The organism is Georgenia faecalis (assembly GCF_003710105.1).
In the GTDB taxonomy this organism is placed as follows: domain Bacteria; phylum Actinomycetota; class Actinomycetes; order Actinomycetales; family Actinomycetaceae; genus Georgenia_A; species Georgenia_A faecalis.
Map to the genome: position 1 here is coordinate 1,310,180 of NZ_CP033325.1, position 21,557 is coordinate 1,331,736.

The window sequence follows — 21,557 nt, forward strand, 5'->3', positions numbered from 1 at the left end:
GTGCTGGCCTGATGATGGGGAGAAGTCTGGAGACCGGCAACGGTGAATCCCCGCGCCGCCGTCGACTGAGGAGGACTCCGCCATGAAGTACGCCGTCTCGATGGAGATTGCGCAGCCACGGGAGCGGGTCGTTCCATTACTGGCAGACCCTGCACACCGACCGAGCTGGCTACGGGGGCTGGTCTCCCACGAGCCGGTGCGCGGTGTCGACGGGCAGGTCGGTACCGAGTCGAGAGTCGTGTTCCAGTCGGGGAAGCAGGCTGTCGAGTGCACCGAGACCATCACGCGCCGGGAACCGGCGGACCTGCGCGACGTCCCGTCAGGCACCGTCATCCACTTCGAGCGTGAGATCGTCGCGGATGGCATGTGGAATGCGGCGCGCGAGCATCTGAGGGAGGTCAGCCCGGAGCGCACGCTCTGGGTCAGCGAGAACGAGTACTGCTTCTCCGGCCTCATGCGGCTGGCTGCTCCATTGATGCGCGGTGCCTTCATCAAGCAGTCGCGGAGGCACATGGAGGACTTCAAGGCGTACGCCGAGCACGGAACGGACGTTCGCGAAGCGAAAGGCTGACCGGACGATCCGTGCGCCCTGTCGGCGACGGGGCCCGACCGCGCTCAGTCCCGGTCGAAGACGAGCAGCTCCTTGGCATCGGGCCAGTCGAGGGTCACGGCGAGGGCGTCCGGCGTGACCCAGTAGGTGGCGGGAAGGACGTCCTCGGTGGTGGTGGCGCCGAGCCGCTCGCCGGTGGACGGGTCGAGGACCACGACGGACCCGGACCACGTGGGCACGAGCATGTGCTCGCCCCAGGGCAGGGCGCGGTCGGTGTCGAGCCACTCGTCGGGCTCGACCACGCCCTCCGGCTCGCTCCAGAGCTCCTTGCCCGTAAAGCCGTCGAGCGCGACCGTGCTGTCCTGCGTGTCGAGCAGGATCACCTGGCCCCCGGCGGCGTTGGCGACGAAGCCGCCCTTCTCGTAGCTCCAGACCTCGTCGCCCGTCTCGGGGTCGAGCGCCACGAGGCGCGAGGTGTCGCCGTCGGGGGCCTCAGCCGTCTCGCGGATGGTGACGAGGCCGGTCTCCGGCGCGAGAGGGACGAGTGTGCCGGCGCGCGGGGTCGCGTCGTCGCCCCTCTCGCGCGGCCAGCTCCACGTCTCCTCGCCCGTGTCCGGGTCGATGCCGACGATCGACACCCGCTGCCGCTCGTGCTGCCAGCGGTTGGCGACGTCGGCACCGCTGAGCTGCCCGTCGAGGAACCCGACGGCGAGGACGCCGTCGACCCAGGCGAGCTGCCTCGCCTCCTGGTCGAGATCGCGGGTCCAGGCCGTGTCGAGCGCTGCGACGTCGATCCGGGCGAGGGCTGCGGCGGCCTCTCCCGGAGGGGTCGCGACCGCGACGGCGGACCCGTCGGGTGCCGGGGCGTCGAGGGTGCGGCCGACGCCGTCGTTCCCGGTGCGAGAGAGGTCGGCGCACCCCGTGATCGTCCCCTCCTGGGCGTCGAGAACGGTGAGCCGGTACCCGTCGTCGACGGCTGCCAGGGAGTAGAGGTCGTCCCCGATCGGGCGCAGGGGTCGGGCCTGGCCGGCCTGACCCCGGTTCCACGACACCTCGCCGCTGGTCGGGTCGAGGCTCGCATCGCGGTAGGTGTTGCGCTCGCCGTAGAACGGCGCGTCCGAGAGGACGATCTCGCCTCCCGCTCCGGTCGTGACGGCGGCGTCGGTCTCGAGCGGCGCCGAGCCGACGAGGTCGCCCACGCCGGGAAGCGCCGACAGCTGCTCGATGACGTGCGCGGGGGTCGTCAGGCGTGGTCCGGATGACGTCGCGTAGTCCACCGGGGCGTCGCGGGTGAGGGTCGTCGTCTGATGGCAGGACCACCACGGGCTCTGCCGGACGAAGACGACCGCGCCGGCCACCACGAGGGCGAAGGCGACCCCCGCGGCGACGGGCGCGCGGCGACGGCGGCGCGGACGCCCCTCTGTCACGCTGAGCGGCTCCACCGGTCCGTGCCTCCTCGAGCGACTGTCCGTCGTGTAGGGGATTGATGGGCACGCCTGCACTGGTGACGGGAGAGGCGATGCCGCGAGCGACAGTAGCGGAGAGCCCGACCCGCCGGGGGCAGTGTCCGGTCACACACCGGTCGCCGTGTCTGCGGGACGGGGGCCGACGTCCCCGGACGCGATCGTGAAGCGCGGTGATCAGTGACAGGGCGCGGTGACGAGCGTGGGCAGCGTGCACTCCAACCCGTACGTGCGGTTCCTGCCGGCCCGGCAGTGGCGGCGTCACGACGTGCACCTCGCACTCGCCCGTCGCACGGACGCGGTCGCCGCCACCTGCCTGCTCGATCCGAGCGACTGGCAGGCCTTTTCATCCCGGCGGGGACGGGACCCGGCGAAACTGAGCGTTCGAGTGCTGTCCCGGGCCGCCGGTCCGACGCACCTCGTGGTGTTGCGGAAGTGCGACCACTTCCCGGTCGAGGAGCCTGGGCTGTCCGACTTGGTGACGGCCGTCGACGAACTGGCTCAGGATCCGCGCAACGCTCAGGTGTAGGACTCGACCCGCTCCACGGGCAGGCCGGAGCGCCACGCGTTGAGCGCCATGACGACGGCGCCCGCCAGGAGCGCCGCGCCCGCCGCGGCGAAGGACACGCTGAAGACGGTGCTCTCCAGGTGAACTCCGAGCGGCGCGAGGCCGAGCGCGACCCCGGCGACTGCCGCGATCCCTAGCTCGGCACGCCAGATGTGCGACACCAGCCGCCACCGGAGCTGCGACGGTGTGCCCTTGCGGATGGTCCACCCATGGCGCCGCAGGGACTCGTTGTAGGTGAGCTTCTTGAGCAGGGAGACGCCGGTCATCCCGGCGAGGGCGCCCGTGACGACGCTGTACACGGTCACGACCGTCCAGTACTGCGAGAGGGCAGTCGAACCGTCCGACGCCGCTATCGCGCCCTGCGCCTCGAGGACCAGGGGGACGACCATGACGAGCGCCCAGGCGGCCAACGCGACGACGAGCAGCACCGCGTGCAGTCCGACGGAGACGGGCCGCAGCAGGACTGTGAAGCTGCCGCCGGAGGAGTGGTAGCCCTCGTCCGCGCCCCAGCGTCCGCGCGCGGCGAACTGGCCGAAGAAGAACGCGATCATGGAGAGCAGGGCCATGAGGATGGGGAACGACATGGTCTCGGTGCCCGTGGTGTCGTCCTCGACCACGCTCCTGATCGGCTCGTCGCCCCCGGTGAGCGACAGGAGCCAGAACACGGTGCCGGCGCCGACGAGCAGCGCCAGCGCGCCCACGGTGTTGCCGACGAGGGCGACGATGAACCGGGCCCGCGCCACCGGCCCGGTGGTGGCTCGACCGAGGTCGTCCGTCGCCGGGGCATCGGCGTGCGGTTCGTTCTGGCGCTCAGTCACGGGACGTCCCTCGGGTGCGGTGCGGCGTGGTGGGTGCGGTGGGGTCATGCCGGGTGGGGTCGGGTCAGGTGTAGGACTCGACCCGCTCCACGGGCAGGCCGGAGCGCCAGGCGTTCAGCGCCATGGCGATCGCGCCCGCCAGCAGTGCCACGCCGACAGCGACGAACGGCAGGGCCTCGGTGAGGCTGCCCAGGTGCGCGATGAGCGGCGCGAGGCCCAGCGCGATCCCCGCGACTGCCGCGATCCCGAGCTCGGTCCGCCAGATGTGCGACACGGACCTCCACCGCAGCTGCGACGGTGAGCCGTCCTGGATGCTCGACGCGTGGCGCTGCAAGGACCGGTTGTAGGTGAGCTTCTTGACCAGGGAGACGCCGATCATTGCGGCGAGGGCACCGCTGAGCGCGCCGTAGGCGTTTGCCGTGAACCACATCTCGCCGAGAGCCTCCGAGTAGTCCTCGGCGGCGATCCGGCCCTGGACGTCGAGCACGACGGGGCCGAGCGCCACGAGCCCCCAGACCACCAGTGCGAGCGCGAGGAGCGCGGCGTGCCATCCCACGGAGATCGGGCGCAGGAGGACCGTGACGCTCCCGCTCGAGAACCGGGAATCCTTGCCGGTGCCCCACCGCCCGCGCGCGGCGTACTGCCCGAAGAAGAGGGCGATCATGGAGACCAGTGCCATGAGGGCGGGGAACGCGATGGTCGGGGTGCCCCCGATGTCCTCGGGGAACGCGCTGCTGATCGACTTGCCCCTCGCGGTGAGCGACAGCAGCCAGAACACGGTTCCCAGACCGAGGACGAGGGCGACGGTCCCCACCGTGTTGCCCACGATGCTGATGATCCGTCGAGCGAGGGCGCCGCGCCCGGTGGTCTGCCGCCCGAGGCTGTCCGTCGCCGGCTTCTTCCGGCTCCCGCCGTGCGGCCCGGTGCCCCGTGCTTTTGTCGTCATGTGCAGCCCCTCGTCGTGGTGCTGCACAGTAGCGGCTCACGCGCGGCGCCCTGCCGCTCCGTCCGCCGACGGGGCGTCAGGGCCGGCGGTGGCCCGCGGGTGCGTGGTCGGCCGGGATCCACGGGTCGGCACCGGCAGCGCCATCGTCGACCGGGCCGTCACCGGCAGCATCGGCGGCACGGGCACGGTCACCGCCGTCGTCCCCGTGCTCCGCAGGCGGCCGGACGGTCCCGTCCGGGGCCAGGACGATGACGTCGTCGGCGGCCTCGATGCCCTCGAACCGGTGGGTCACGGCGAGGATGCCGCGGTCCCGGGCGAGCGGGAGGTCGCCGGCGAGGAGGTCGTGCATGAGCGCGCCGCCCTGCGCGTCGAGGTGCTCGGTGGGTTCGTCGAGGAGGAGGAGGGGCGCCCGGGCGAGCAGCGCCCGCGCGACGAGCAGCCGGCGCCGCTCGCCGCCGGAGACCTGGGCGCCGTCGGCACCGAGGACGGTGTCCAGCCCGGTGGGGAGCCGGTCGAGCCATGGCCCCAGACCCACCTGCCCGAGGGCGTCACGGGCTGCAGCCTCGTCGACGTCGCCCCGGGCCACGCGGAGGTTCTCCAGGACCGTGGTGTCGAAGAGGTGGGCGTCCTCGCCCGTCATGACGACCGCCGCGGCTCGGGCGTCGGGGGCGACGTCGGCGAGGGGGCGGCCGTCAAGGAGCACCTCGCCGCCGTGCGGGGGCAGGAGCCCGGCGAGGGTGAGGAGCAGGGTTGTCTTGCCGGTCCCGCTCGGCCCGACGAGCACGGCGGAGCGCCCCGGCTCAAGGCGCAGGTCCAGGCCGGTGAGGAGGGTGGGCCCGCCCGGCCAGCCGCAGGCCAGGCCGCGGGCCTCGAGGACGGGGCCGGGTGTCGTCGCGGGCGTGACCGGGCCAGTCGACGTGAGCGCCGGGGCAGGCGCGGCCTGAGCCCGCGCGCGGCGGGCGGCCACGCGAGGGGCGGCCTCGCCGGGGGCGCCGCCGGGACCGGCACCGGGACGGGCGGCGTCGAGGAGCTCGAGGATCCGGGCCGCGGCCTGCCGGGAGCGGAGCAGCTGCACGCCGGCGGCCGGCAGGAGGGTGACCGCCTCGAAGACGGCGAGTGGCGTGAGGACGACGACGGCGAGCTCCACCGGCGCCAGCGCACCCGCCGTCGTCGCGGGGATGCCGAGGACGAGCGCGCCGAGGACGGCCAGCCCGGTGCTGAGCGGGCCGGCCGCGATCGCCAGCGCGGTCGGGCGCGCGGCCCGGTCGGCGGCCCGGGCGAGGTCGGCCTCGGCACCGGCGAGCGCCGCGTGCACGGAGGCCGTCCGGCCCGAGACCGCCAGCTCGCCCGCGCCGTCGAGCAGCGTGAGGGTGAGCGCGGCGACCTCCCCCCGCGCGCGGGCCTGCTCGCGCTCGAGCCGGGCCGCGGCCCGGGTGGCGAGCCAGGGCGCGAGGACACCGGCCACGACGAGGCACAGCCCCAGCCACGCGCCGGCCGCCGGCAGGAACGCCGCGAGCAGCCCGACGCTGCCGAGACCGACGACGACGGCGACGGCGGCCGGCAGCAGGCCGCGCACGACGGCGTCGCCCACGTCGTCGACGTCGGCACCGACCCGGGCGAGCAGGTCCCCGCGGCGGACGCCGACGACGGCCTCGGTGCGGCCCTCGGCGAGGCGGCGGTAGATCTCGGTGCGCAGGTTCGTCATGCCGCGCAGGGCGACGTCGTGCGAGGCGAGACGCTCGAGATAGCGGAGCAGTCCCCGGGAGATGCCGAACGTGCGGACCGCGACCGCGGCGATCGACAGCTGCATCGCCGGGGGCATCTGCGAGGCCCGGGCGATGAGCCACGCCGAGACGGCCGCGAGGGCGACGGCACTGCCGAGGGCGCCGGCGCCCGCGAGCACGGCCAGGCCCACCCGGCGCCACGAGACGTCGAGGAGCCGGACCGCGCGCACGAGCGGGTCGCGGCGCAGGGCGGCGAGGCGCCTCATGGGGCACCTCCGTCGCCGCCGGGCGCCGCCGCGTTCGGGGACGCCACGCCCGGTGCCACGCCGGTCGCCTCCATGCCGGTCGCCGCTCCCGCGGCCGCCAGAGCGCCCGCCACCGGCACGCCCGCGCCCACCGGCACGCCCACGTCCACCGGGGCACCCGCCTCGGCAGGCGCGCTGCGCACCTCGACGACGCCGTCGGCGCAGCGCAGCAGGGTGGAGCGGTGGGCGACGAGCAGCACCGTCCGCCCCTGCCGTCGGAGCGCCTCGACGGCCCGGAGGACGACGGCCTCGCTCTCGTGGTCGAGGTGCGCCGTCGGCTCGTCGAGGACGACGAGGGGCGCCGGGTCGAGCAGGGCCCGGGTGAGGGCGAGCCGTTGCCGCTCGCCGAGGCTGAGCCCGTGCCCGCCCTGGCCCACGGGGGTCTGCCACCCGCGGGGGAGGCGGGCGACGACGGCGGCGAGGCCGGTGAGGGCCGCGGCGCGGTCACGTTCGTCGACGGTGACCGGGCGGCCGTCGTCGACGAGCTCGGCGATCGTGCCCGGGGTCAGCGCCGGTCGCTGGGGCACCCACGCGATCTGCGCCCACCACCTTTCCGGGTCGATCTCGTCCAGGCCCACACTGCCGCCGTCGTCCACGCCCCCGCTGCCGCCGTCGGCGGGGGCGAGGCGGACACGGCCGGACGTGGGCGGCAGCAGGCCGAGCACGACGGCGACGGCGGTCGACTTCCCGGCCCCGTTCGGGCCGGCCAGCGCCGTCACGGTGCCCGGCGCGAGGGCGAACGTGAGGTCCGCCGGGGCGAGGAGGTCGCGGTCGGGCGCGGCGACCGACACGCCCTCGAGCCGCACCACGGTGGAGCGCAGGTCCGGCGCCGGGACGGTGCCGCGGGCGGGCACGGGCGTCTCGAGGATCTCGAACGCCTGGTCGGCGGCGGCGACGCCGTCGGCGGAGGCGTGGAAGTGCGCGCCCACCTGGCGCAGCGGCAGGTACACCTCCGGCGCCAGGACGATGACGGCGAGGCCGGTGGTGAGGTCGAGCTGGCCGTAGACGAGCCGGAACCCGACGCCGACGGCGACGAGCGCGACGGCGAGCGTGGTGAGCAGCTCGAGCACCATCCCGGAGAGGAACGCGACGCGCAGGGTCCCCATGGTCGCGCGCCGGTGGGCGTCACCGAGGGCGCGCACCCGGGCCACCGGGCCGCGCTCGCGGCCGAGGGCCCGCAGGGTGGGCAGGCCGGCGAGGAGGTCGAGGACCTGGTCGCCGAGGCGCTGCATGGTCGCGAGCCGCCGCGCGGCGTACCCCTGGGTGAGCCACCCCACGAGCGCCATGAAGAGGGGGACGAGCGGGACGGTGAGGGCGATGGTGAGCGCGGCGATCCAGTCGAGGCTGAGGACGACGGCGAGGGTGGCCGGCGTGACCGTCGCGGCGAGCAGCAGCTGCGGCAGGTACCTCACGAGGTAGGGCTCGAGGTCGTCGAGGCCCCGGGTCGCCAGGGTGGCCACGCTCGCCGTGCGTCCGCGCGCGAGCCACCGCGGCCCCAGGGCCGCGGCGTGGGTGAGGACCTGGCGCCGCAGGTCGGTGATGGTGCGGGTCGCGGCGCGGTGGGCGTACCGCTCCTGGACGGCCGTCACCGCCGTCCGGGCCACGACGACCGCCGCGAGCCAGCCCACGGTGGGGGCGACGTCGGGCCAGGTGGCCTCGCCCGTGACGACGGGCGCCAGCGCGTGGGCGAGGAGGAGCGCCTGGGCGATGACGAGCGCCGCCGTGAGCACCCCGGTGGTGGCGGTGAGCACGACGTAGCGCCGCGCCGCCCGGGCGCGGCGCAGCAGCCGCGGGTCGAGGGGCTTCATCTGCGCTCGAAGACGAGACCGGTGTGCTCGGGGATCTGGGCGGTGCTGATCCGCTTGCGGAACACCCAGTACGTCCAGCCCTGGTAGAGCAGCACCACCGGCGTGAGGATGACGGCGACCCAGGTCATGATCGTCAGGGTGTAGTCCGTGGACGAGGCGTTGCGGATGGTGAGCGAGTTCGCCGGGTCCAGCGCGGGCATGACGTCGGGGAACATCGAGCCGAAGATGAGCACGACGGCGGCGACGATCGTGACGGCCGAGGCGACGAATGCGCGGCCCTCGCGCTCCTGGCGGGTGAGGGCGACGAGCCGGGCGAGGGCGACGGCGGCGACCAGCGTGGGGACCCACGTCCACGTCACCGAGTACGCGACCTGGGTCCACAGGGCCCACCCGCCGGCGACGACGAGGGTGAGGACCGCGAGGCGCGTGGCGAGGCGCCCGGCCTTGTGCCGGATGTCGCCGTCGGTCTTGAGCGCGATGAAGACCGCGCCGTGGGTGAGGAAGAGGAGGAACGTCGTCGCCCCGCCGAGCAGGGCGTAGGGGCTGAGGAGGTCCCAGAACGTGCCGACGTACTGGTGGTCGGCGTCGAGGTGGACGCCGCGCACGAGGTTGGCGAAGGCGACGCCCCAGAGGATGGCGGGGACCGTCGAGCCGAAGACGATGGCGCGGTCGGCCCAGGCCCGCCAGCCGTCGTCGTTGATCTTGCCGCGCCACTCGAAGGCGACGACGCGCACGATGAGGGCGAGCAGGATGAGCAGCAGCGGGATGTAGAACCCCGAGAACATCGTGGCGTACCACTCTGGGAACGCCGCGAAGGTCGCGCCGCCCGCGGTGAGCAGCCACACCTCGTTGCCGTCCCAGACGGGACCGATCGTGTTGATGAGGACGCGGCGGTCCTTGTCCTTGCGGCCCAGGACCGGCAGCAGCATGCCGACGCCGAAGTCGAAGCCCTCGAGGACGAGGTACCCGGTCCAGAGCACCGCGATGAGGAGGAACCAGATGAGCGGGAGGTCCATGTCGGGCTCCTGTCAGTACGCGAAGGACAGCGGGCGGTCGGGGGAGTCGGCGGGCCCGTCGCGCCCGTCGTGGCCGTCAGGCCCGTCGCCGCGGGCGTCGGGGCTCGGGTCCGCCTCGGTGTCCGCGACCCCCTCGATGGCGAAGCGCCGCATGAGCCGGAACCAGACGACGGCGAGGATCCCGTAGAGCAGCGTGAAGGCGACCATCGAGCCGATGACCGTCCCCGGCCCGACGGCTGAGGAGACACCGCGGGCGGTGAGCATCCACACGCCGTCGACGCCCGACGGGTCGGGATTCGGGTGGACGACCCACGGCTGGCGGCCCATCTCGGTGAAGATCCAGCCGAAGGAGGAGGCGAGGAACGGCATCGGGATGGCGACGAGGGCCAGGCGGCCGAGCCAGGGGTTGTCGCTCACGCGTCCCTTGCGGGTGAGCCACAGGGCGACCAGGGCGAGCGCGGCACTGCCGGCGCCGAGGCCGATCATGAGCCGGAAGCTCCAGTAGGTGACGGCGAGGTTGGGGACGTAGTCGACCCCCTCGCCGAACTGCTCCTCGTACTGGGCCTGGAGGTCCTCCACGCCGGTCACGGTCGAGGCGAAGTCGGCGTTGGCCAGCCACGAGGTCATGCCGGGGATCTCGAGGAGGTGGACGACGCCGTCGCAGTCGTTGCGCAGGTCCCCGATGGCGAGGATGGAGAAGGCCGCGCCGTCCTCCGTCGCGCACAGCCCCTCGGCGGCGGCCATCTTCATCGGCTGCTGCTCGAACATGAGCTTGCCCTGCACGTCGCCGCTGATCGCGACGCCGACGCCCGAGACGAGCATCGTGACGACGCCGAGCACGACGGCGGGACGGTAGACGTTGCGGGCGGTCTCGGTGTCCCCGCTGCGGACGAGGCGGACCATCCACCAGGCGGCGATGCCGGCGACGAACGTGCCGGCGGTGAGGAACGCCGCGGCGATGGTGTGCGGGAACGCGGCGAGCAGGGTCGAGTTGGTGAGCACGGCGACGATGTCGACCATCTCGGCGCGTCCGGTCTCGGCGTTGAACACCGCGCCGACCGGGTGCTGCATCCACGAGTTCGCCGCGAGGATGAAGTACGCGGAGAGGTTCGTCGCCACGGCCACGGCCCAGATGCACGCGAGGTGGATCTTCTTCGGCAGCTTGTCCCACCCGAAGATCCACAGCCCGAGGAACGTCGACTCGACGAAGAACGCCGCGAGGGCCTCCATCGCGAGGGGGGCGCCGAAGACGTCGCCGACGAACCGGGAGTACTCGCTCCAGTTCATCCCGAACTGGAACTCCTGGACGATGCCGGTGGCGACGCCGATGGCGAAGTTGATGAGCATGAGCTTGCCGAAGAACTTCGTCAGGCGCAGCCAGCGCTCGTTGCCCGTGCGGTACCAGGCGGTCTGCATGATCGCCACGAGCGGCGTGAGGCCGATCGTCAGGGGCACGAAGATGAAGTGGTAGACGGTCGTGATGCCGAACTGCCACCGCGCCAGATCGAGGGCTTCCACGACAGTCTCCTCGTGGGGATTTGGGACGAAACGGGTGCCCCACGACCGTAGGAACCGTCCGCGCCCCGCGTAGGGGACCTAGGTCCCGCTCGCCCCTCCACGCTGCAGGACGTACGTCGCCGTCCGTACGACGTCGGGGTGGGAGTCATGGGCGAGCGCCTCGAGCGCGGGGCGCGCCGCCGCGGCGGGCAGCTCCGCGAGGGCCTGCGCGAGCCGCATCCGGGCGGCGGGGTCGTCGTGCCGGGTGGCGCTCTGCTCGGCGAGGACGCCGACGACGGCGTCGGCGCAGCCGTGCCGGTCCGCCAGGGCCCCGAGCGCCTCGGCGGCCTCGACGTCCCGGTCCCCCCTGGCCACCATGCCCGCCAGCACCGGCACGGCGCGGAGCTCGCCGCGCGTCCCCAGCGCCAGGGCGGCCCGGTGGCGGACCGCCTCGTCCGGGTGCTCGAGGGCGCCGACGAGGACGGCATCGGCGTCGGCGGCCGAGATCTCGGCGATGGCCGTCACGGCGCGGAGACGAACCGCGGGCTCCGGGGAGTCCAGAGCCGGGGCGAGGACGGCCAGCGCCTCGCCCCCGGCCCGCTCGACGGCCCAGCGCAGCACGCCGGCGGCGTTCTCGTCCGCCTCCGCCAGGAGCGACTCGGCGAGCGTGCCGGCGAGCCCGGTGGCCTCCGTCCGGTCGGCCGACAGGGCGCTCCGCTGGCGGCGCACCGGGTCGTCCGAGTGGAGGCCGCGCACGAGGGCGACGGTGCGCAGGGCGTCCGGCCAGGCGTCGGCGCCGCTCGCCCGCACCTGCTCCAGCCGGCGGAGCAGGTCCTCGGCGTCGGCGATGCGCTCGCGGGTCGCGCCGATGAGGTCGTCGACGAGGTCGGACGGCGCGAAGCCGGGGTCGTCGAGCGCGCGGCGCACCTCGACGAGCGAGAGGCCGAGCGAGCGCAGGCTCTCGACGTGGAACAGGCGCCTAAGATCGGCGTCCGAGTACTCCCGGTACCCGCCGGCAGTGCGTCCCGTGGGCCGGACGAGGCCGATGGCGTCGTAGTGACGCAGCATCCGGGCGCTCACCCCGGACCGCTGCGCCACCTCACCGATGAGCATGCGGCGGCTCCGTGGCGGCGTCGGTGACGGCGGCCGACGCGGCGGCCGGCGGTGCGGCTGGCAGTGATGCCGCTGGGGGCGCGGCCGCCAGGGCCACCAGGCGCTCGGCCTCGAAGACCGCGGCGTCGAACCCCTCGTCGGGGTCCTCCACGAGGCGCTGGGTGACGACGGCGTGCGTGCGCACCTCGGCGTCCCCGTGCGAGGCCGCCTCGGCCAACGCGTCGTCGGCGGCCGTCCCCAGGGCGGCCAGCGCCCGGCTGAGACTCAGCCGGACGTCCCGGTGGCCGCGTCCCAGCTGGGTCGCGAGCGTGGCGGCGAGGGCGGGCTCGGCGCCGTCCGGGACGAGCGCCACCGCGGCGCGCCAGGCGCTCCGGGCCACCTCGTCGTCGGGGTCCGCCAGCAGCTCCGCGGTGATAGCCGGCCAGCCCCGCGGGTCCCCGATCTTCGAGAGGGTGTGCAGCGCCTGGCTGCGGGCCCGCCTGGTCGGCCTGCGGAGCTCGTCGACCAGGCGCGGCACGGTGAGGTCCGCCGGGTGCCGGGTGAGGGCCCACGTGAGCATGTCGCGGACGTAGAAGTCGGGCTCGACGGCGCAGCGCGCCAGGAGGACGGGGACGTGCTCAGGGTCGGGGCGCGTGCCCGCCGCGAGGGCCGCCTGCAGGCGCGCGGACGGGTCGGCGGCCTCCAGCGCCTCGGTGAGGGCCGTCGTCGGGGGTGGTGTGGTGGGACTGGTCATGGGTTCTCCCTCCTTCGTCCCCAGTCAAGGCCCTCACACAGTGTCAAGGTCAAGGGCGATTCGGTGGTCCGGGCGCAGGACGTGCCGAGGTCGCCGTCGGCCTCACGCGACGGCGCTGGCCACCAGGACGGCGAGCGTCTCGACGGCCGAGTCGTCGAGCGCGGACACGGCGAACGAGGTGGGCCACAGGCCACCGTCGTCGAGGTGCGCCTCGGGGGTGAACCCGAACGTCGAGTACCGCTCCTTGTCGACGGCTCCGCTCCGGAAGAAGCACACGACCTTCCCGTCCCTGGCGTAGGCCGGCTGGCCGTACCAGAGCTTCGGCGACAGCTCAGGGGCGTGCGTCGTGACGACGGCATGAACGCGCTCGGCCAGGGCGCGGTCGGCCGCGTCCATGGACGCGATCGCCTCGAGCACGTCGAGCTCGTCGGTGGCCTTCTTCTGACCGCGCCCGCGGCCCGCTTCCTTCTTCAGCTCGGCGGCGCGCGCCTTCATGGACGCGCGCTCCTCGTCGGAGAAACCGCCGCCTGCGGCGTCGGTGATCTTCGGGGTCATGACGGCCTCCCAGCCGCTCGGCGAATGGGTCACCGCTGACGCTAGGGGCGTCCTCGACGTGGGCGCTTCTCCATTCGTGACCATCGTCATTCGTGACCATCGTCGCGGCGCTCACGGGACCATGGTGAGGAATCGAGCGCCTGATCGGTCAGGAATGAAGAAGCGTGCGCCGGGGTGCCGTGGCTAGCGTCACCGCTATGACCATCACCATTCAGTACGCCTTCCTCCCGCACACCGACGGCGAGGCCGCCCTGCACTTCTACCGCGACGTCCTCGGCTTCGAGGTCCGCCAGGACGTCGGCTACCAGGACATGCGCTGGATCACCGTCGGCCCGCCGAACCAGCCCGGCACCTCGATCGTGCTCCACCCGCCGGCCGCCGATCCCGGCATCACCGACGACGAGCGGCGCACGATCCTCGAGCTCATCGCCAAGGGGACGTACACGTCCGTCAGCCTGGCGACCGACGACCTGGACGGCCTCTTCCAGCGGCTGGAGGCGGCGGGGGCCGACGTCGTCCAGGAGCCGATGGACCAGGACTGGGGGGTCCGCGACTGCGCGTTCCGCGACCCCGCCGGCAACCAGATCCGCATCAACCAGCTCGCCTGACCCCGGGCCGGGGTGGCGGGGGTTCAGACGCTGTGGTCGGTCTTGGACCGGACCTCGATGTGCGGCTCCCCGATCCGCGCGAACGCCACGTCCAGCCAGTCGCGCCACCTGCCGTCCGGGGCCTGCGAGTCCCACCGGGCGTGCATCGCGTCCGGCCTGTCGACGGTGAGCGTGGCGCGGGCGCCGTCACCGGCGATGCGGTAGCGGCCGTCGGCGCCGAAGGTCCCCACGGTGTGCTCCACGGTGCCGTCGGCGTCGAACGACGCCTGGTCGATGGTGTCCGCCGATCCCGCCCGCGGGGTGAGGAACTCCATGGCCTCCGTGCGGCCGCCGAAGATCTCCACGTCCACGCGGTGCACCATCTGGCGCTCACCGGGGAACCACTCGTAGACGTCGACCCCGCTGAACGTGGCGCCGTCGTGCTCGCCACCGCCGGTGATCCGCCCCGTGGTGCGCCAGGTCCCCACCAGCCGGTCCATGAGCGTGTGGAGGCGGGCGTCCATGGTCACGGCTGCTCGCTCGGGTCCGGGGCGGGCGGGACGTTGAGGTTGTGCCGGAAGAGGTTGTGCGGGTCGTAGGCGGCCTTGACCCGGGCGAGGCGCGCGTAGTCGTCGGGCTCGTACGCCGACCGCACGTCCCGCGCCCCGTCCGCGCCGATGAAGTTGAGGCCCCTCCCGCCGGTGCTCCACGGCGCCATCGCTGCGAGCACCTCCCGGTGGCGTGCCCTCGCCTCCTCGGCGGTGACGCCCCGCAGCGGGGAGATGACGTTGAGGAGGTACCCGGCGTCGCGGTGCCCGACGGCGTTCGGTACGTCGGCCGGGTGCGACAACCGGCCGCCGAGGTGGCGGACCTCGACGAGCGTCGGAGACGCCGCCTCCGGCCCGGCCTCGGTGAGCAGCGTCCGCACGGCGTCACCGGAGAGCGCGCGGAGGAAGGTCGTGTCGCTCTCGGCCGCAGCCGGGGTGGTGGGGTCGTTGTGGATCGAGGCGATGGCGGTGACGGGCATCTCACCCACGGTGTCGATGACCGGACCCAGCTCCCGGAACGGGGCGACGAGGGCCGGCCCGCCGGTGAGGTCGTCCGCGGTGTAGGCGACGCGCAGGTGGGTGACCCGCCGTCCGCGGATCGGCTCGGGCACCATCGGGAGGTCGGGGACGGAGACGACGGCGATGGAGGACGTCATCCCGTCGGGGACGCCTCGGGTCCACTCGGCGAACAGGTCCACCGCTGCGGCGGCGGCCGGGCCGGTGAAGTACATGGCGCCGCCGTAGAGGGTGCGCACCGGCACGAGGTCGATCTCCATCGCGACGACGATGCCGACGTTGTCCCGGGCGCCGCGCAGGGCCCAGAAGAGGTCGGGCGAGGACTCGGCGGTGACCTGGTGCCGCTCGCCGTCGGCGGTCACCACGTCGAGCGAGCGGACGTGGTCGGCGGCGTAGCCGTAGCGCCGGGAGAGCGGCCCCAGCCCGCCGCCGAGGGTGTAGGACACCGCGCCGACCGTGGGGAGGGAGCCGGAGAGGGGGGCCAGTCCGGTCGGCGCCGCCTCCGCGATCACCTCGTCCCACCGCGTGCCGGCGGCGAGGCGCGCCGTCCGGGCGTGCGCGTCCACCGCGACGCCGCGCATGCGCGAGGTGGTGATGAGGAGGCCGCCGTCGCCGGCGACCGCCGCCGAGGCGTGGCCGGTGGCCTGGACCGCCACGGGAAGGCCGTGCCGGCTGGCGAAGCGCACCGCGGCCTGGACGTCCTCGGGCCGGGCGGCGCCGATGATGACCGCGGGGCGGTGCTGGCGGGCCAGCTGGAACCCCGACCGTTCGGCGTCGTACTCGGCACTCTCGGGGGTGAGCAGCGGCCCGGACAGCTGCGCAGCGAGCTCGGCGAGCTCGGGAGGCGCGAGGGTGGCGGCGGCGGCGGCGGGTGGTGTGGTCATGTGCGGACTCCTCGGTAGCATCGGATTGATTCGAACTCGAAGCACTCCGCGGCACGCTAGTCCCGCCGCGACCGGGCGGGCAAGGTTTTTTCCCGGGGGATGCGGCAGGGGTGAGGGGGCGGCGACCGTACGATCACCCGGTGGCCCAGCCCTCCTCCGACGACGCGGGACGTCCCGCGCCGGACGCGCGCCAGATGGTGGCGTACTTCGCGCTCATGGAGGCGACGGCCCTGCTCCAGCACGGCGTCGAGCAGCAGCTGCGCTCAACCGGCGACCTCAGCTACGTGCAGTTCCAGGTTCTTGTCCGGCTCGCGTACGCCGACGGTCCGCTCACGATGACCCAGCTCGCCGATGGCGTGGTCTACAGCCGCAGCGGCCTCACGTACCAGGCGGCCCGGCTCGCCAAGGCGGGGCTCATCACCCGCCGTCCGAGCCCCGACGACGAGCGTTCGGTCCTCGCCCAGATCACCGACGATGGCCGGGACCTCGTCGGGAAGGTGCTTCCCGGGCACATCGAGGTCGTCCAGCGCCTCCTCTTCAACGCCCTGAGCGAGGACGACCTCGACCGGCTCGGCGGGATCACGGCGCGGTTGCGTGACCACATGCGGTCCGAGCCGCCCCGGTCGGCGGCGCCACGGCGCAAGCCGGACCGGTCCTCGCCCGATTCCGGCGCGGACCCCTCCTGACAGGCCGGGGGAGCGCGGTCTAGGGTCCCTCCATGACGGTGCACTCCTACCGCACGGACGTCAGCTGGAGCGGCTCCACCGGTGCGGGATACCGGGTCTACTCGCGCACGCACACCGGCGCGGCGACGGAGACCGGCGAACCCCTCACGCTCAGCGCCGACCCGGCCTTCCGGGGCGACCCGGCCCACCCCAGCCCCGAGGGGCTGCTCGTCCTGTCCGCGAGCTCGTGCCAGCTCCTCGCCTTCCTCGCGGTCGCCGCGCGGGCCGGCGTCGACGTGCTCGACTACCGGGACACGGCCGACGCCACCATGGACGACGCCGTGGCGCCGGTGAGCATCGGGGTGATCCATCTGCGCCCGGTCATCACCGTTCGGGCGGGTACCGACCACGCCCGCGTCGCGGAGCTCGTCCACCAGGGGCACGAGGAGTGCTACATCGCCAACTCCCTGCGCACGCAGGTGCTCGTCACCCCGGAGATCGTCGACGGCTGAGCGCCGTCGACCTCGGCGAGCAGCGTTCGCGCCCGCCGGGCCGCCTCGGCGGCGACGACCCAGTCCCGGTCCTTGCCGTGCAGCTGGAGCAGCGTCCACCCGTCGCGGGTGACGGCGTCGGCGAGGGCGAGGACGACGGCGAGAGCGTGCGGGCACGGAAGGAGCCACTCCTCGCACGTGCACCGGGGCTCCCACCCGGAGGGCTCGGGGACGAGGTCGGCGAGGACGTCCTCGAGAGCGCCGCCGGCGTGCTCGAGCGGGCCGGGCCCCAGCAGCGCGCGCACCGCGGCCGCGTCGGCGAGGAGACCGGCCTCGACCGCCTCCCACGCCGTCGGCGTGGGAGCCGACCATCCGGCGTGCTGGGCGCCGTCCGGCGTCGTCACCACCGCGAAGGCGCCGCCCTCCAGCGCGAGGGCGCCGACGGCGCCGCGCCGGGCGAGCCGGCGCGCCTCCTTGAGGACGTCCTCGTCGAGCGCGCTCGCGGTGGCGACCTCGAGCACCCGCCGCGCCGCCGGTGGCCGCCTCATCCGCGCCTCCCCCCGATCCGCACCAGGTCGGCGAGGGCGGCGTCGTCGAGCTCGGAGAGCTGCCCGCCGACGTCTGCGTCGAGCGCGGAGCGGGCGAGCGCGCGCTTGCTCGCCAGCAGGGCGCCGACCCGCTCCTCGACGGTCCCCTCGCTCGTCAGCCGGTGGACCTGGACGGGGTGCGACTGGCCGATCCGGTGCGCCCGGTCGGTCGCCTGGTCCTCGACCGCGGGGTTCCACCACTGGTCGTAGTGGATGACGTGCTCGGCGCGCGTGAGCGTCAGCCCCGTCCCGGCGGCGTGGAGGGAGAGGATGAGCGCGGGGAGGTGCCCGGCCTGGAACCGGTCGACGAGCCCCTGGCGCTCGGCGAGTCCCAGGCCGCCGTGGAGGTGCGCGGCGCCGGTGCCGGTCGTGGTGAGGTACCGGGTGAGCAGCGCCCCCATGGTGACGTACTGGGAGAAGAGGAGGACCGGGGCGCCCGGGCCGAGGATGTCGAGGAGCTCGGTGAGCGCGTCGAACTTGCCCGACCGCCCTGGCAGGAGCGGCGCCGGTTCCCGGAGGTACTGCGCCGGGTGGTTGCACACCTGCTTGAGCGCGGTGAGGAGCGCGAGGATCCGGCCCTTGCGATCGACGCCGTCGGCGTCCGCGATCCGTTCGAGCGCCTCGTCGGTGAGGGCCTGGTAGAGGCCCACCTGCTCGGGGGTGAGGGAGACGACGGTCTCGGTCGTCGTCTTCGCGGGCAGCTCGGGCGCGACCGCCGGGTCGGCCTTGGTCCGGCGGAGCATGACCGTCGACACGAGCGCCGCGAGCTGCTCCCGCGCCGCCTCGTCCCCGGCCGCGACGGGTGCGGCGAACCGCTGCCGGAACCGGGTGCGAGGACCGAGCAGCCCGGGCGCCACCCAGTCGAGGAGCGACCACAGGTCGTCGAGGCTGTTCTGCACCGGCGTGCCGCTGAGAGCGAGCCGGTGCCGGGCGTCGAGCCCGCGCAGCGCACGGGCGGTGGCCGAGGCGCTGTTCTTTGCCATCTGCGCCTCGTCGGCCACCACCAGCCCCCAGCGGTGGGCGGCGAGCAGGTCGCGGTCCGTGCGGAGCAGGGCGTACGTCGTGAGCACGACGTCGGCGGAGCCGTCCACGGCCCGGCCTGCGCCGTGAAAGCGCGTCACCGCCTCGCTGGGCGCGAACCGGGCGACCTCGCGCTCCCACGAGGTGAGCATCGAGGCCGGGCCGACGACGAGGGTAGGCGCGCGCTCGCCCCGCTCTCGCAGCGCCAGGTGGAGGGCGAGGGCCGAGACGGTCTTGCCGAGCCCCATGTCGTCGGCGAGGAGCGAGCCCAGGCCGAGCTCGGCGTTGCGCAGCAGCCAGCCGAGGCCGTCGAGCTGGTAGGCGCGCAGCGGTGCCCGCAGCCCCGCGGGCGGTGCGGCGTCGGGCCGCCGACGGAGCCGGTCGCGGAGGGCGGCCAGGGCGGGGGAGTCCGCCACGGAGACCTCCGCACCGCCAGCCACGACGGCGCCGGTCACCGCCACCCGGGCGCGCTCGCCGGCGGCCAGGTGCCGCGGGCCCGGCCGCTCGGTGACGTCGGCGGCGGCGTCCCGCAGCACCCAAGACCCGCGCAGGCGCACGAGCGGCCGGTGCGAGGAGGCCAGGGCGTCGACCTCCGCGTCACTGAGGGCGCCGTCGGGCAGGCGGAGGCGCCAGGTGAGCGTGCCGTCGTCGTCGAGGTGGCCGACGCGGGCGGGCGCCACGAGGCCGGGCTCCCATCGGAGCGCCACTCCAGCCCGCTCGAGCGCCGGGGCGGTGGGCCCCGCGGCGAGGGCCCGGAGGTCCTCGTCGCTCAGCGCGACGACGCGCTCGCCCTCGGCGAGCCGCCCGAGGACGGCCCAGTGCTCGGCCGCCGCGCGGAGGACGTCGAGGACGCGGCGCTCGCTGCGCCCCTCCACCCACGCGCGCGCCATCCCGGCCTCGACCCCGACGGCCACCGTGGCGCGGGGACCCTCCGCGCCCAGCGCCCTGGGCGCGCCGCGGACGAACGCGTCGACGAACCGGTCCACGGCGGGGCCGCCCTCCGCACCGTCGTCCGGCTCGCTGTCGTGCGCCTCGGCGTCGCCCGCGGCGCGGCGCGCGGCGGTCTGCCAGCGCCCGGTGCGCCGGTCGACGCGGACCCGACGGTCGGCGACGGCCTCCACCGCGACCCGTGCGGAGCGCGCCGCCGCGCGGACCGAGGGCGACCCGCCGTCGGAGCCCACGCGCAGGAGCGCTTCGACGAGGTGGGCCACGGGCAACTGCCGGTCGGCGGCGTCGGCCGTGAGGACCACCCAGCCCTCGTCCGGGGCCGGGGCGAACGTGGTGCTGCGGTCGCGGAGCAACGCGTCGAGCTCGCTCATGCGCCCCCCTGCCGGAAACGGCGGACCGCCAGCGGGAGGAAGGCCGCGGTGATGAGCACCGGCCAGGCCACGGCGAGCGCCGTGGCGAGCTCGCCCGCGGGGCTCACGCTCGCCCACCCGGTCCCGCCGACGAGGTCGCGCACGGCGGAGGCGGTCGCCGAGACCGGGTTGACCTCGGCGACGACGCCGAGCCAGCGCGGCATCGTGGCAGGGTCGACGAAGACGCTGGAGAGGAAGGCCACGGGCCACACGAGGATCTGGACGTAGGCGACGGACTCGACGGACCGGGCGCCGTAGCCGATGAAGGTCCCGATCCACAGCAGCGAGAACCGCAGCGCGAGGAGGAGCACCAGGGCCGCCGGGACCCCGGCCGGGTCGGGGCGCCAGCCGGCGGCGAGGCCGAAGGTGACCATGGTGGCGAGGGTGATGAGCGAGCTGAGGGTGTCCGCCGCGCAGCGCCCGAGGATGACGGCGGCCCCGTCGATCGGCAGGGACCGGAGCCGGTCGTTGACGCCCGTGGCGGCGTCGGCAGCCGAGGCGAGCGTCGAGGTCTCCAGCCCGAACAGCATGCTCACCGCGAGCATCCCCGGGACGAGGAAGTCGACGTAGGGTGCGCCGGCCGGCAGCCCGAGCGCACCGCCGAAGAGGGCGAGGAAGAGGACGGTGACGAGGACCGGGAACGCCCAGACGATGACCATCGCGGGGAGCTGGGCGCCCCAGGAGCGCACGATCCGGCCCGCGACTACCCACGCGGCGGTGCCGAGCCGGGTGCGTCCCGTCGGGGTGAGGGTAACGGTGGTCATCGGGGGATCCTTCCGGTGGCCGGGGAGCCGGTGAGGGTGAGGAACACGTCGTCGAGCGTGGGGCGGCGGACCTCGACCTCGAGGGGCGCGATCCCCGCCTCGGCGAGTCGCAGGACCCCCTCGGTGGACGTCGCGGAGCCGCGGACGGGGTAGGTGAGCGAGGAGCCGTCCGCGTCGGGCTGGACCCCGTCGACGGTGCCGGCGAGGGCGTCGTGGGCCGCGGAGGTGTCGGCGGGGGAGGCGAAGGCCATGCGGACCGTCGCCGGGCCCACGAGCCGCTTGAGCTCGTCCGCGGTGCCGCGAGCAACCACCTCGCCGTGCGCGAGGAGCACCACCTGGTCGGCGAGCGCGTCGGCCTCCTCGAGGTACTGGGTGGTGAGCAGGACGGTGGTCCCCTCCCGGACCAGAGCGCGCAGCCGCGCCCAGAGGTCCCGGCGCGCGGCCGGGTCGAGCCCGGTGGTCGGCTCGTCGACGAAGACGACCGCCGGCCGGACGACGAGGCTCACGGCGACGTCGAGCCGGCGGCGCATCCCGCCGGACAGGCGCAGCGCCGGCTTGTCTGCGGCGTCCTCCAGCCCGAGCCCCTCGAGCAGCTGCGCGGCCCGGGCGTGGGCCTCGGGCCGCCGGAGGCCGCGCAGGCGCCCGAAGAACACGAGGTTCTGCCGCGCCGAGAGGTGCTGGTCGACGGCGGCGGACTGGCCGACCAGGCCGATCGCCTGGCGCACCCGGCCGGGGTCCGCCGAGACGTCGTGGCCGGCGACGCGGGCGCTGCCGCCGTCGAAGCGCAGGAGCGTCGCCAGGCCCCGCACGGTCGTCGTCTTGCCGGCGCCGTTCGGACCGATGAGCGCCACCACCTCGCCTTCGCGCACCGCCATATCGAGGTGGCGCAGGCCGACCGGCGAGCGTTCCCCTCCGTAGAGCTTCGAGACCCCTGCCACGTCGATCGCCAGCGCCATCGCCCCTCCTCGTTCGCTGTACCGTACGCTGTACGGTACACAGGTCTGCTTCGTTCCGGAAGGGGCTGGCATACTCCGGCGCAGG

The 21,557-nt window shown here is 74.5% G+C and carries 21 protein-coding genes; 5 read left to right on the forward strand and 16 right to left on the reverse strand.

The features are described from left to right. Window positions 1-82: 82 nt before the first annotated feature. The gene (locus tag EBO36_RS05575; RefSeq protein ID WP_122823737.1) at window positions 83-571 is read left to right on the forward strand and encodes an SRPBCC family protein; all 489 of its coding nucleotides are present in this window, start codon (window positions 83-85) and stop codon (window positions 569-571) included. A gap of 44 nt (window positions 572-615) precedes the next feature. Here the strand turns inward: EBO36_RS05575 and EBO36_RS05580 are convergent, their stop codons facing one another. Next, window positions 616-1,977 carry an outer membrane protein assembly factor BamB family protein gene (locus EBO36_RS05580; RefSeq protein ID WP_164471360.1) on the reverse strand — a complete coding sequence of 454 codons (1,362 nt, stop codon included), beginning with the start codon at window positions 1,975-1,977 and terminating at the stop codon, window positions 616-618. Window positions 1,978-2,224: 247 nt separating this feature from the next. Here EBO36_RS05580 and EBO36_RS05585 point away from each other — a divergent pair, with 247 nt between their 5' ends. Further along, on the forward strand, window positions 2,225-2,542 hold the full coding sequence (locus tag EBO36_RS05585; RefSeq protein WP_127572867.1) for a hypothetical protein: 318 nt from the start codon (window positions 2,225-2,227) through the stop codon (window positions 2,540-2,542). Here the strand turns inward: EBO36_RS05585 and EBO36_RS05590 are convergent. The 9 genes from EBO36_RS05590 to EBO36_RS05630 all read right to left on the reverse strand — a co-directional run bounded on the left by EBO36_RS05590 (window position 2,533) and on the right by EBO36_RS05630 (window position 13,096). Then, entirely contained in the window at window positions 2,533-3,399 is an 867-nt protein-coding gene (locus EBO36_RS05590; protein ID WP_122823740.1) for a hypothetical protein, read from the reverse strand. The two genes, EBO36_RS05585 and EBO36_RS05590, sit on opposite strands and share 10 nt — an antisense overlap. Window positions 3,400-3,463: 64 nt before the next feature. Next, window positions 3,464-4,372 carry a hypothetical protein gene (locus EBO36_RS05595; RefSeq protein WP_122823741.1) on the reverse strand — a complete coding sequence of 303 codons (909 nt, stop codon included), beginning with the start codon at window positions 4,370-4,372 and terminating at the stop codon, window positions 3,464-3,466. A 49-nt stretch (window positions 4,373-4,421) separates the two neighbouring features. Beyond that, window positions 4,422-6,335, reverse strand: a complete 1,914-nt coding sequence (gene cydC / locus EBO36_RS05600; protein ID WP_122823742.1) for a thiol reductant ABC exporter subunit CydC — start codon at window positions 6,333-6,335, stop codon at window positions 4,422-4,424. Then, complete coding sequence (gene cydD / locus EBO36_RS05605; RefSeq protein ID WP_122823743.1) at window positions 6,332-8,182, reverse strand: thiol reductant ABC exporter subunit CydD; 1,851 nt, start codon at window positions 8,180-8,182, stop codon at window positions 6,332-6,334. The genes cydC and cydD overlap by 4 nt, the downstream gene beginning before the upstream one ends. Next, window positions 8,179-9,198 (reverse strand): cytochrome d ubiquinol oxidase subunit II, encoded by a 1,020-nt coding sequence (gene cydB / locus EBO36_RS05610; protein WP_122823744.1) that lies wholly within the window; start codon window positions 9,196-9,198, stop codon window positions 8,179-8,181. Before cydB ends, cydD begins: the two co-directional genes overlap by 4 nt. Window positions 9,199-9,210: 12 nt before the next feature. After that, window positions 9,211-10,716: a cytochrome ubiquinol oxidase subunit I gene (locus EBO36_RS05615; RefSeq protein ID WP_122823745.1), complete on the reverse strand. Its 1,506-nt coding sequence runs from the start codon at window positions 10,714-10,716 to the stop codon at window positions 9,211-9,213. 78 nt (window positions 10,717-10,794) lie between these two features. Further along, window positions 10,795-11,808 carry a HEAT repeat domain-containing protein gene (locus EBO36_RS05620; RefSeq protein ID WP_122823746.1) on the reverse strand — a complete coding sequence of 338 codons (1,014 nt, stop codon included), beginning with the start codon at window positions 11,806-11,808 and terminating at the stop codon, window positions 10,795-10,797. Continuing rightward, entirely contained in the window at window positions 11,795-12,541 is a 747-nt protein-coding gene (locus EBO36_RS05625) for a HEAT repeat domain-containing protein (RefSeq protein WP_122823747.1), read from the reverse strand. Before EBO36_RS05625 ends, EBO36_RS05620 begins: the two co-directional genes overlap by 14 nt. Before the next feature lie 102 nt (window positions 12,542-12,643). Then, window positions 12,644-13,096: a DUF1801 domain-containing protein gene (locus tag EBO36_RS05630; RefSeq protein WP_122825475.1), complete on the reverse strand. Its 453-nt coding sequence runs from the start codon at window positions 13,094-13,096 to the stop codon at window positions 12,644-12,646. 197 nt (window positions 13,097-13,293) lie between these two features. Here EBO36_RS05630 and EBO36_RS05635 point away from each other — a divergent pair, with 197 nt between their 5' ends. Then, complete coding sequence (locus EBO36_RS05635; protein ID WP_122823748.1) at window positions 13,294-13,704, forward strand: VOC family protein; 411 nt, start codon at window positions 13,294-13,296, stop codon at window positions 13,702-13,704. 23 nt (window positions 13,705-13,727) lie between these two features. Here the strand turns inward: EBO36_RS05635 and EBO36_RS05640 are convergent, their stop codons facing one another. Further along, a complete protein-coding gene (locus EBO36_RS05640; protein ID WP_122823749.1) occupies window positions 13,728-14,213 on the reverse strand; it encodes a hypothetical protein in 486 nt (161 codons plus the stop codon). Beyond that, window positions 14,210-15,631, reverse strand: a complete 1,422-nt coding sequence (locus EBO36_RS05645) for an FAD-binding oxidoreductase (RefSeq protein ID WP_122823750.1) — start codon at window positions 15,629-15,631, stop codon at window positions 14,210-14,212. The genes EBO36_RS05640 and EBO36_RS05645 overlap by 4 nt, the downstream gene beginning before the upstream one ends. A 194-nt stretch (window positions 15,632-15,825) precedes the next feature. Between EBO36_RS05645 and EBO36_RS05650 the strand changes: the two genes are divergently transcribed. Next, window positions 15,826-16,317: a MarR family winged helix-turn-helix transcriptional regulator gene (locus tag EBO36_RS05650; protein ID WP_122825476.1), complete on the forward strand. Its 492-nt coding sequence runs from the start codon at window positions 15,826-15,828 to the stop codon at window positions 16,315-16,317. Window positions 16,318-16,349: 32 nt separating this feature from the next. Then, entirely contained in the window at window positions 16,350-16,808 is a 459-nt protein-coding gene (locus EBO36_RS05655) for an OsmC family protein (protein ID WP_122823751.1), read from the forward strand. Here EBO36_RS05655 and EBO36_RS05660 read toward each other — a convergent pair. The 4 genes from EBO36_RS05660 to EBO36_RS05675 are packed head-to-tail and all read right to left on the reverse strand — an operon-like array spanning window position 16,748 to window position 21,472. Beyond that, window positions 16,748-17,335, reverse strand: coding sequence for an SWIM zinc finger family protein (locus EBO36_RS05660; protein WP_164471361.1), 588 nt, complete (start codon window positions 17,333-17,335; stop codon window positions 16,748-16,750). The genes EBO36_RS05655 and EBO36_RS05660 overlap by 61 nt on opposite strands. Continuing rightward, window positions 17,332-19,713 carry a DEAD/DEAH box helicase gene (locus EBO36_RS05665; RefSeq protein WP_122823753.1) on the reverse strand — a complete coding sequence of 794 codons (2,382 nt, stop codon included), beginning with the start codon at window positions 19,711-19,713 and terminating at the stop codon, window positions 17,332-17,334. The genes EBO36_RS05660 and EBO36_RS05665 overlap by 4 nt, the downstream gene beginning before the upstream one ends. Continuing rightward, window positions 19,710-20,516 carry an ABC transporter permease gene (locus EBO36_RS05670; protein ID WP_122823754.1) on the reverse strand — a complete coding sequence of 269 codons (807 nt, stop codon included), beginning with the start codon at window positions 20,514-20,516 and terminating at the stop codon, window positions 19,710-19,712. The genes EBO36_RS05665 and EBO36_RS05670 overlap by 4 nt, the downstream gene beginning before the upstream one ends. Then, on the reverse strand, window positions 20,513-21,472 hold the full coding sequence (locus tag EBO36_RS05675) for an ATP-binding cassette domain-containing protein (RefSeq protein ID WP_122823755.1): 960 nt from the start codon (window positions 21,470-21,472) through the stop codon (window positions 20,513-20,515). Before EBO36_RS05675 ends, EBO36_RS05670 begins: the two co-directional genes overlap by 4 nt. Window positions 21,473-21,557 lie beyond the last annotated feature (85 nt).

Excerpts from the sequence above, each read along its gene's own strand:
- EBO36_RS05665 (WP_122823753.1), bottom strand. The coding sequence starts at position 19,713 with ATGAGCGAGCTCGACGCGTTGCTCCGCGACCGCAGCACCACGTTCGCC.
- EBO36_RS05635 (WP_122823748.1), top strand. The coding sequence starts at position 13,294 with ATGACCATCACCATTCAGTACGCCTTCCTCCCGCACACCGACGGCGAG.
- EBO36_RS05620 (WP_122823746.1), bottom strand. The coding sequence starts at position 11,808 with ATGCTCATCGGTGAGGTGGCGCAGCGGTCCGGGGTGAGCGCCCGGATG.
- EBO36_RS05575 (WP_122823737.1), top strand. The coding sequence starts at position 83 with ATGAAGTACGCCGTCTCGATGGAGATTGCGCAGCCACGGGAGCGGGTC.
- EBO36_RS05670 (WP_122823754.1), bottom strand. The coding sequence starts at position 20,516 with ATGACCACCGTTACCCTCACCCCGACGGGACGCACCCGGCTCGGCACC.
- EBO36_RS05645 (WP_122823750.1), bottom strand. The coding sequence starts at position 15,631 with ATGACCACACCACCCGCCGCCGCCGCCGCCACCCTCGCGCCTCCCGAG.
- EBO36_RS05655 (WP_122823751.1), top strand. The coding sequence starts at position 16,350 with ATGACGGTGCACTCCTACCGCACGGACGTCAGCTGGAGCGGCTCCACC.
- EBO36_RS05650 (WP_122825476.1), top strand. The coding sequence starts at position 15,826 with ATGGTGGCGTACTTCGCGCTCATGGAGGCGACGGCCCTGCTCCAGCAC.
- EBO36_RS05630 (WP_122825475.1), bottom strand. The coding sequence starts at position 13,096 with ATGACCCCGAAGATCACCGACGCCGCAGGCGGCGGTTTCTCCGACGAG.
- cydD (WP_122823743.1), bottom strand. The coding sequence starts at position 8,182 with ATGAAGCCCCTCGACCCGCGGCTGCTGCGCCGCGCCCGGGCGGCGCGG.
- EBO36_RS05625 (WP_122823747.1), bottom strand. The coding sequence starts at position 12,541 with ATGACCAGTCCCACCACACCACCCCCGACGACGGCCCTCACCGAGGCG.
- EBO36_RS05660 (WP_164471361.1), bottom strand. The coding sequence starts at position 17,335 with ATGAGGCGGCCACCGGCGGCGCGGCGGGTGCTCGAGGTCGCCACCGCG.
- cydB (WP_122823744.1), bottom strand. The coding sequence starts at position 9,198 with ATGGACCTCCCGCTCATCTGGTTCCTCCTCATCGCGGTGCTCTGGACC.
- cydC (WP_122823742.1), bottom strand. The coding sequence starts at position 6,335 with ATGAGGCGCCTCGCCGCCCTGCGCCGCGACCCGCTCGTGCGCGCGGTC.
- EBO36_RS05675 (WP_122823755.1), bottom strand. The coding sequence starts at position 21,472 with ATGGCGCTGGCGATCGACGTGGCAGGGGTCTCGAAGCTCTACGGAGGG.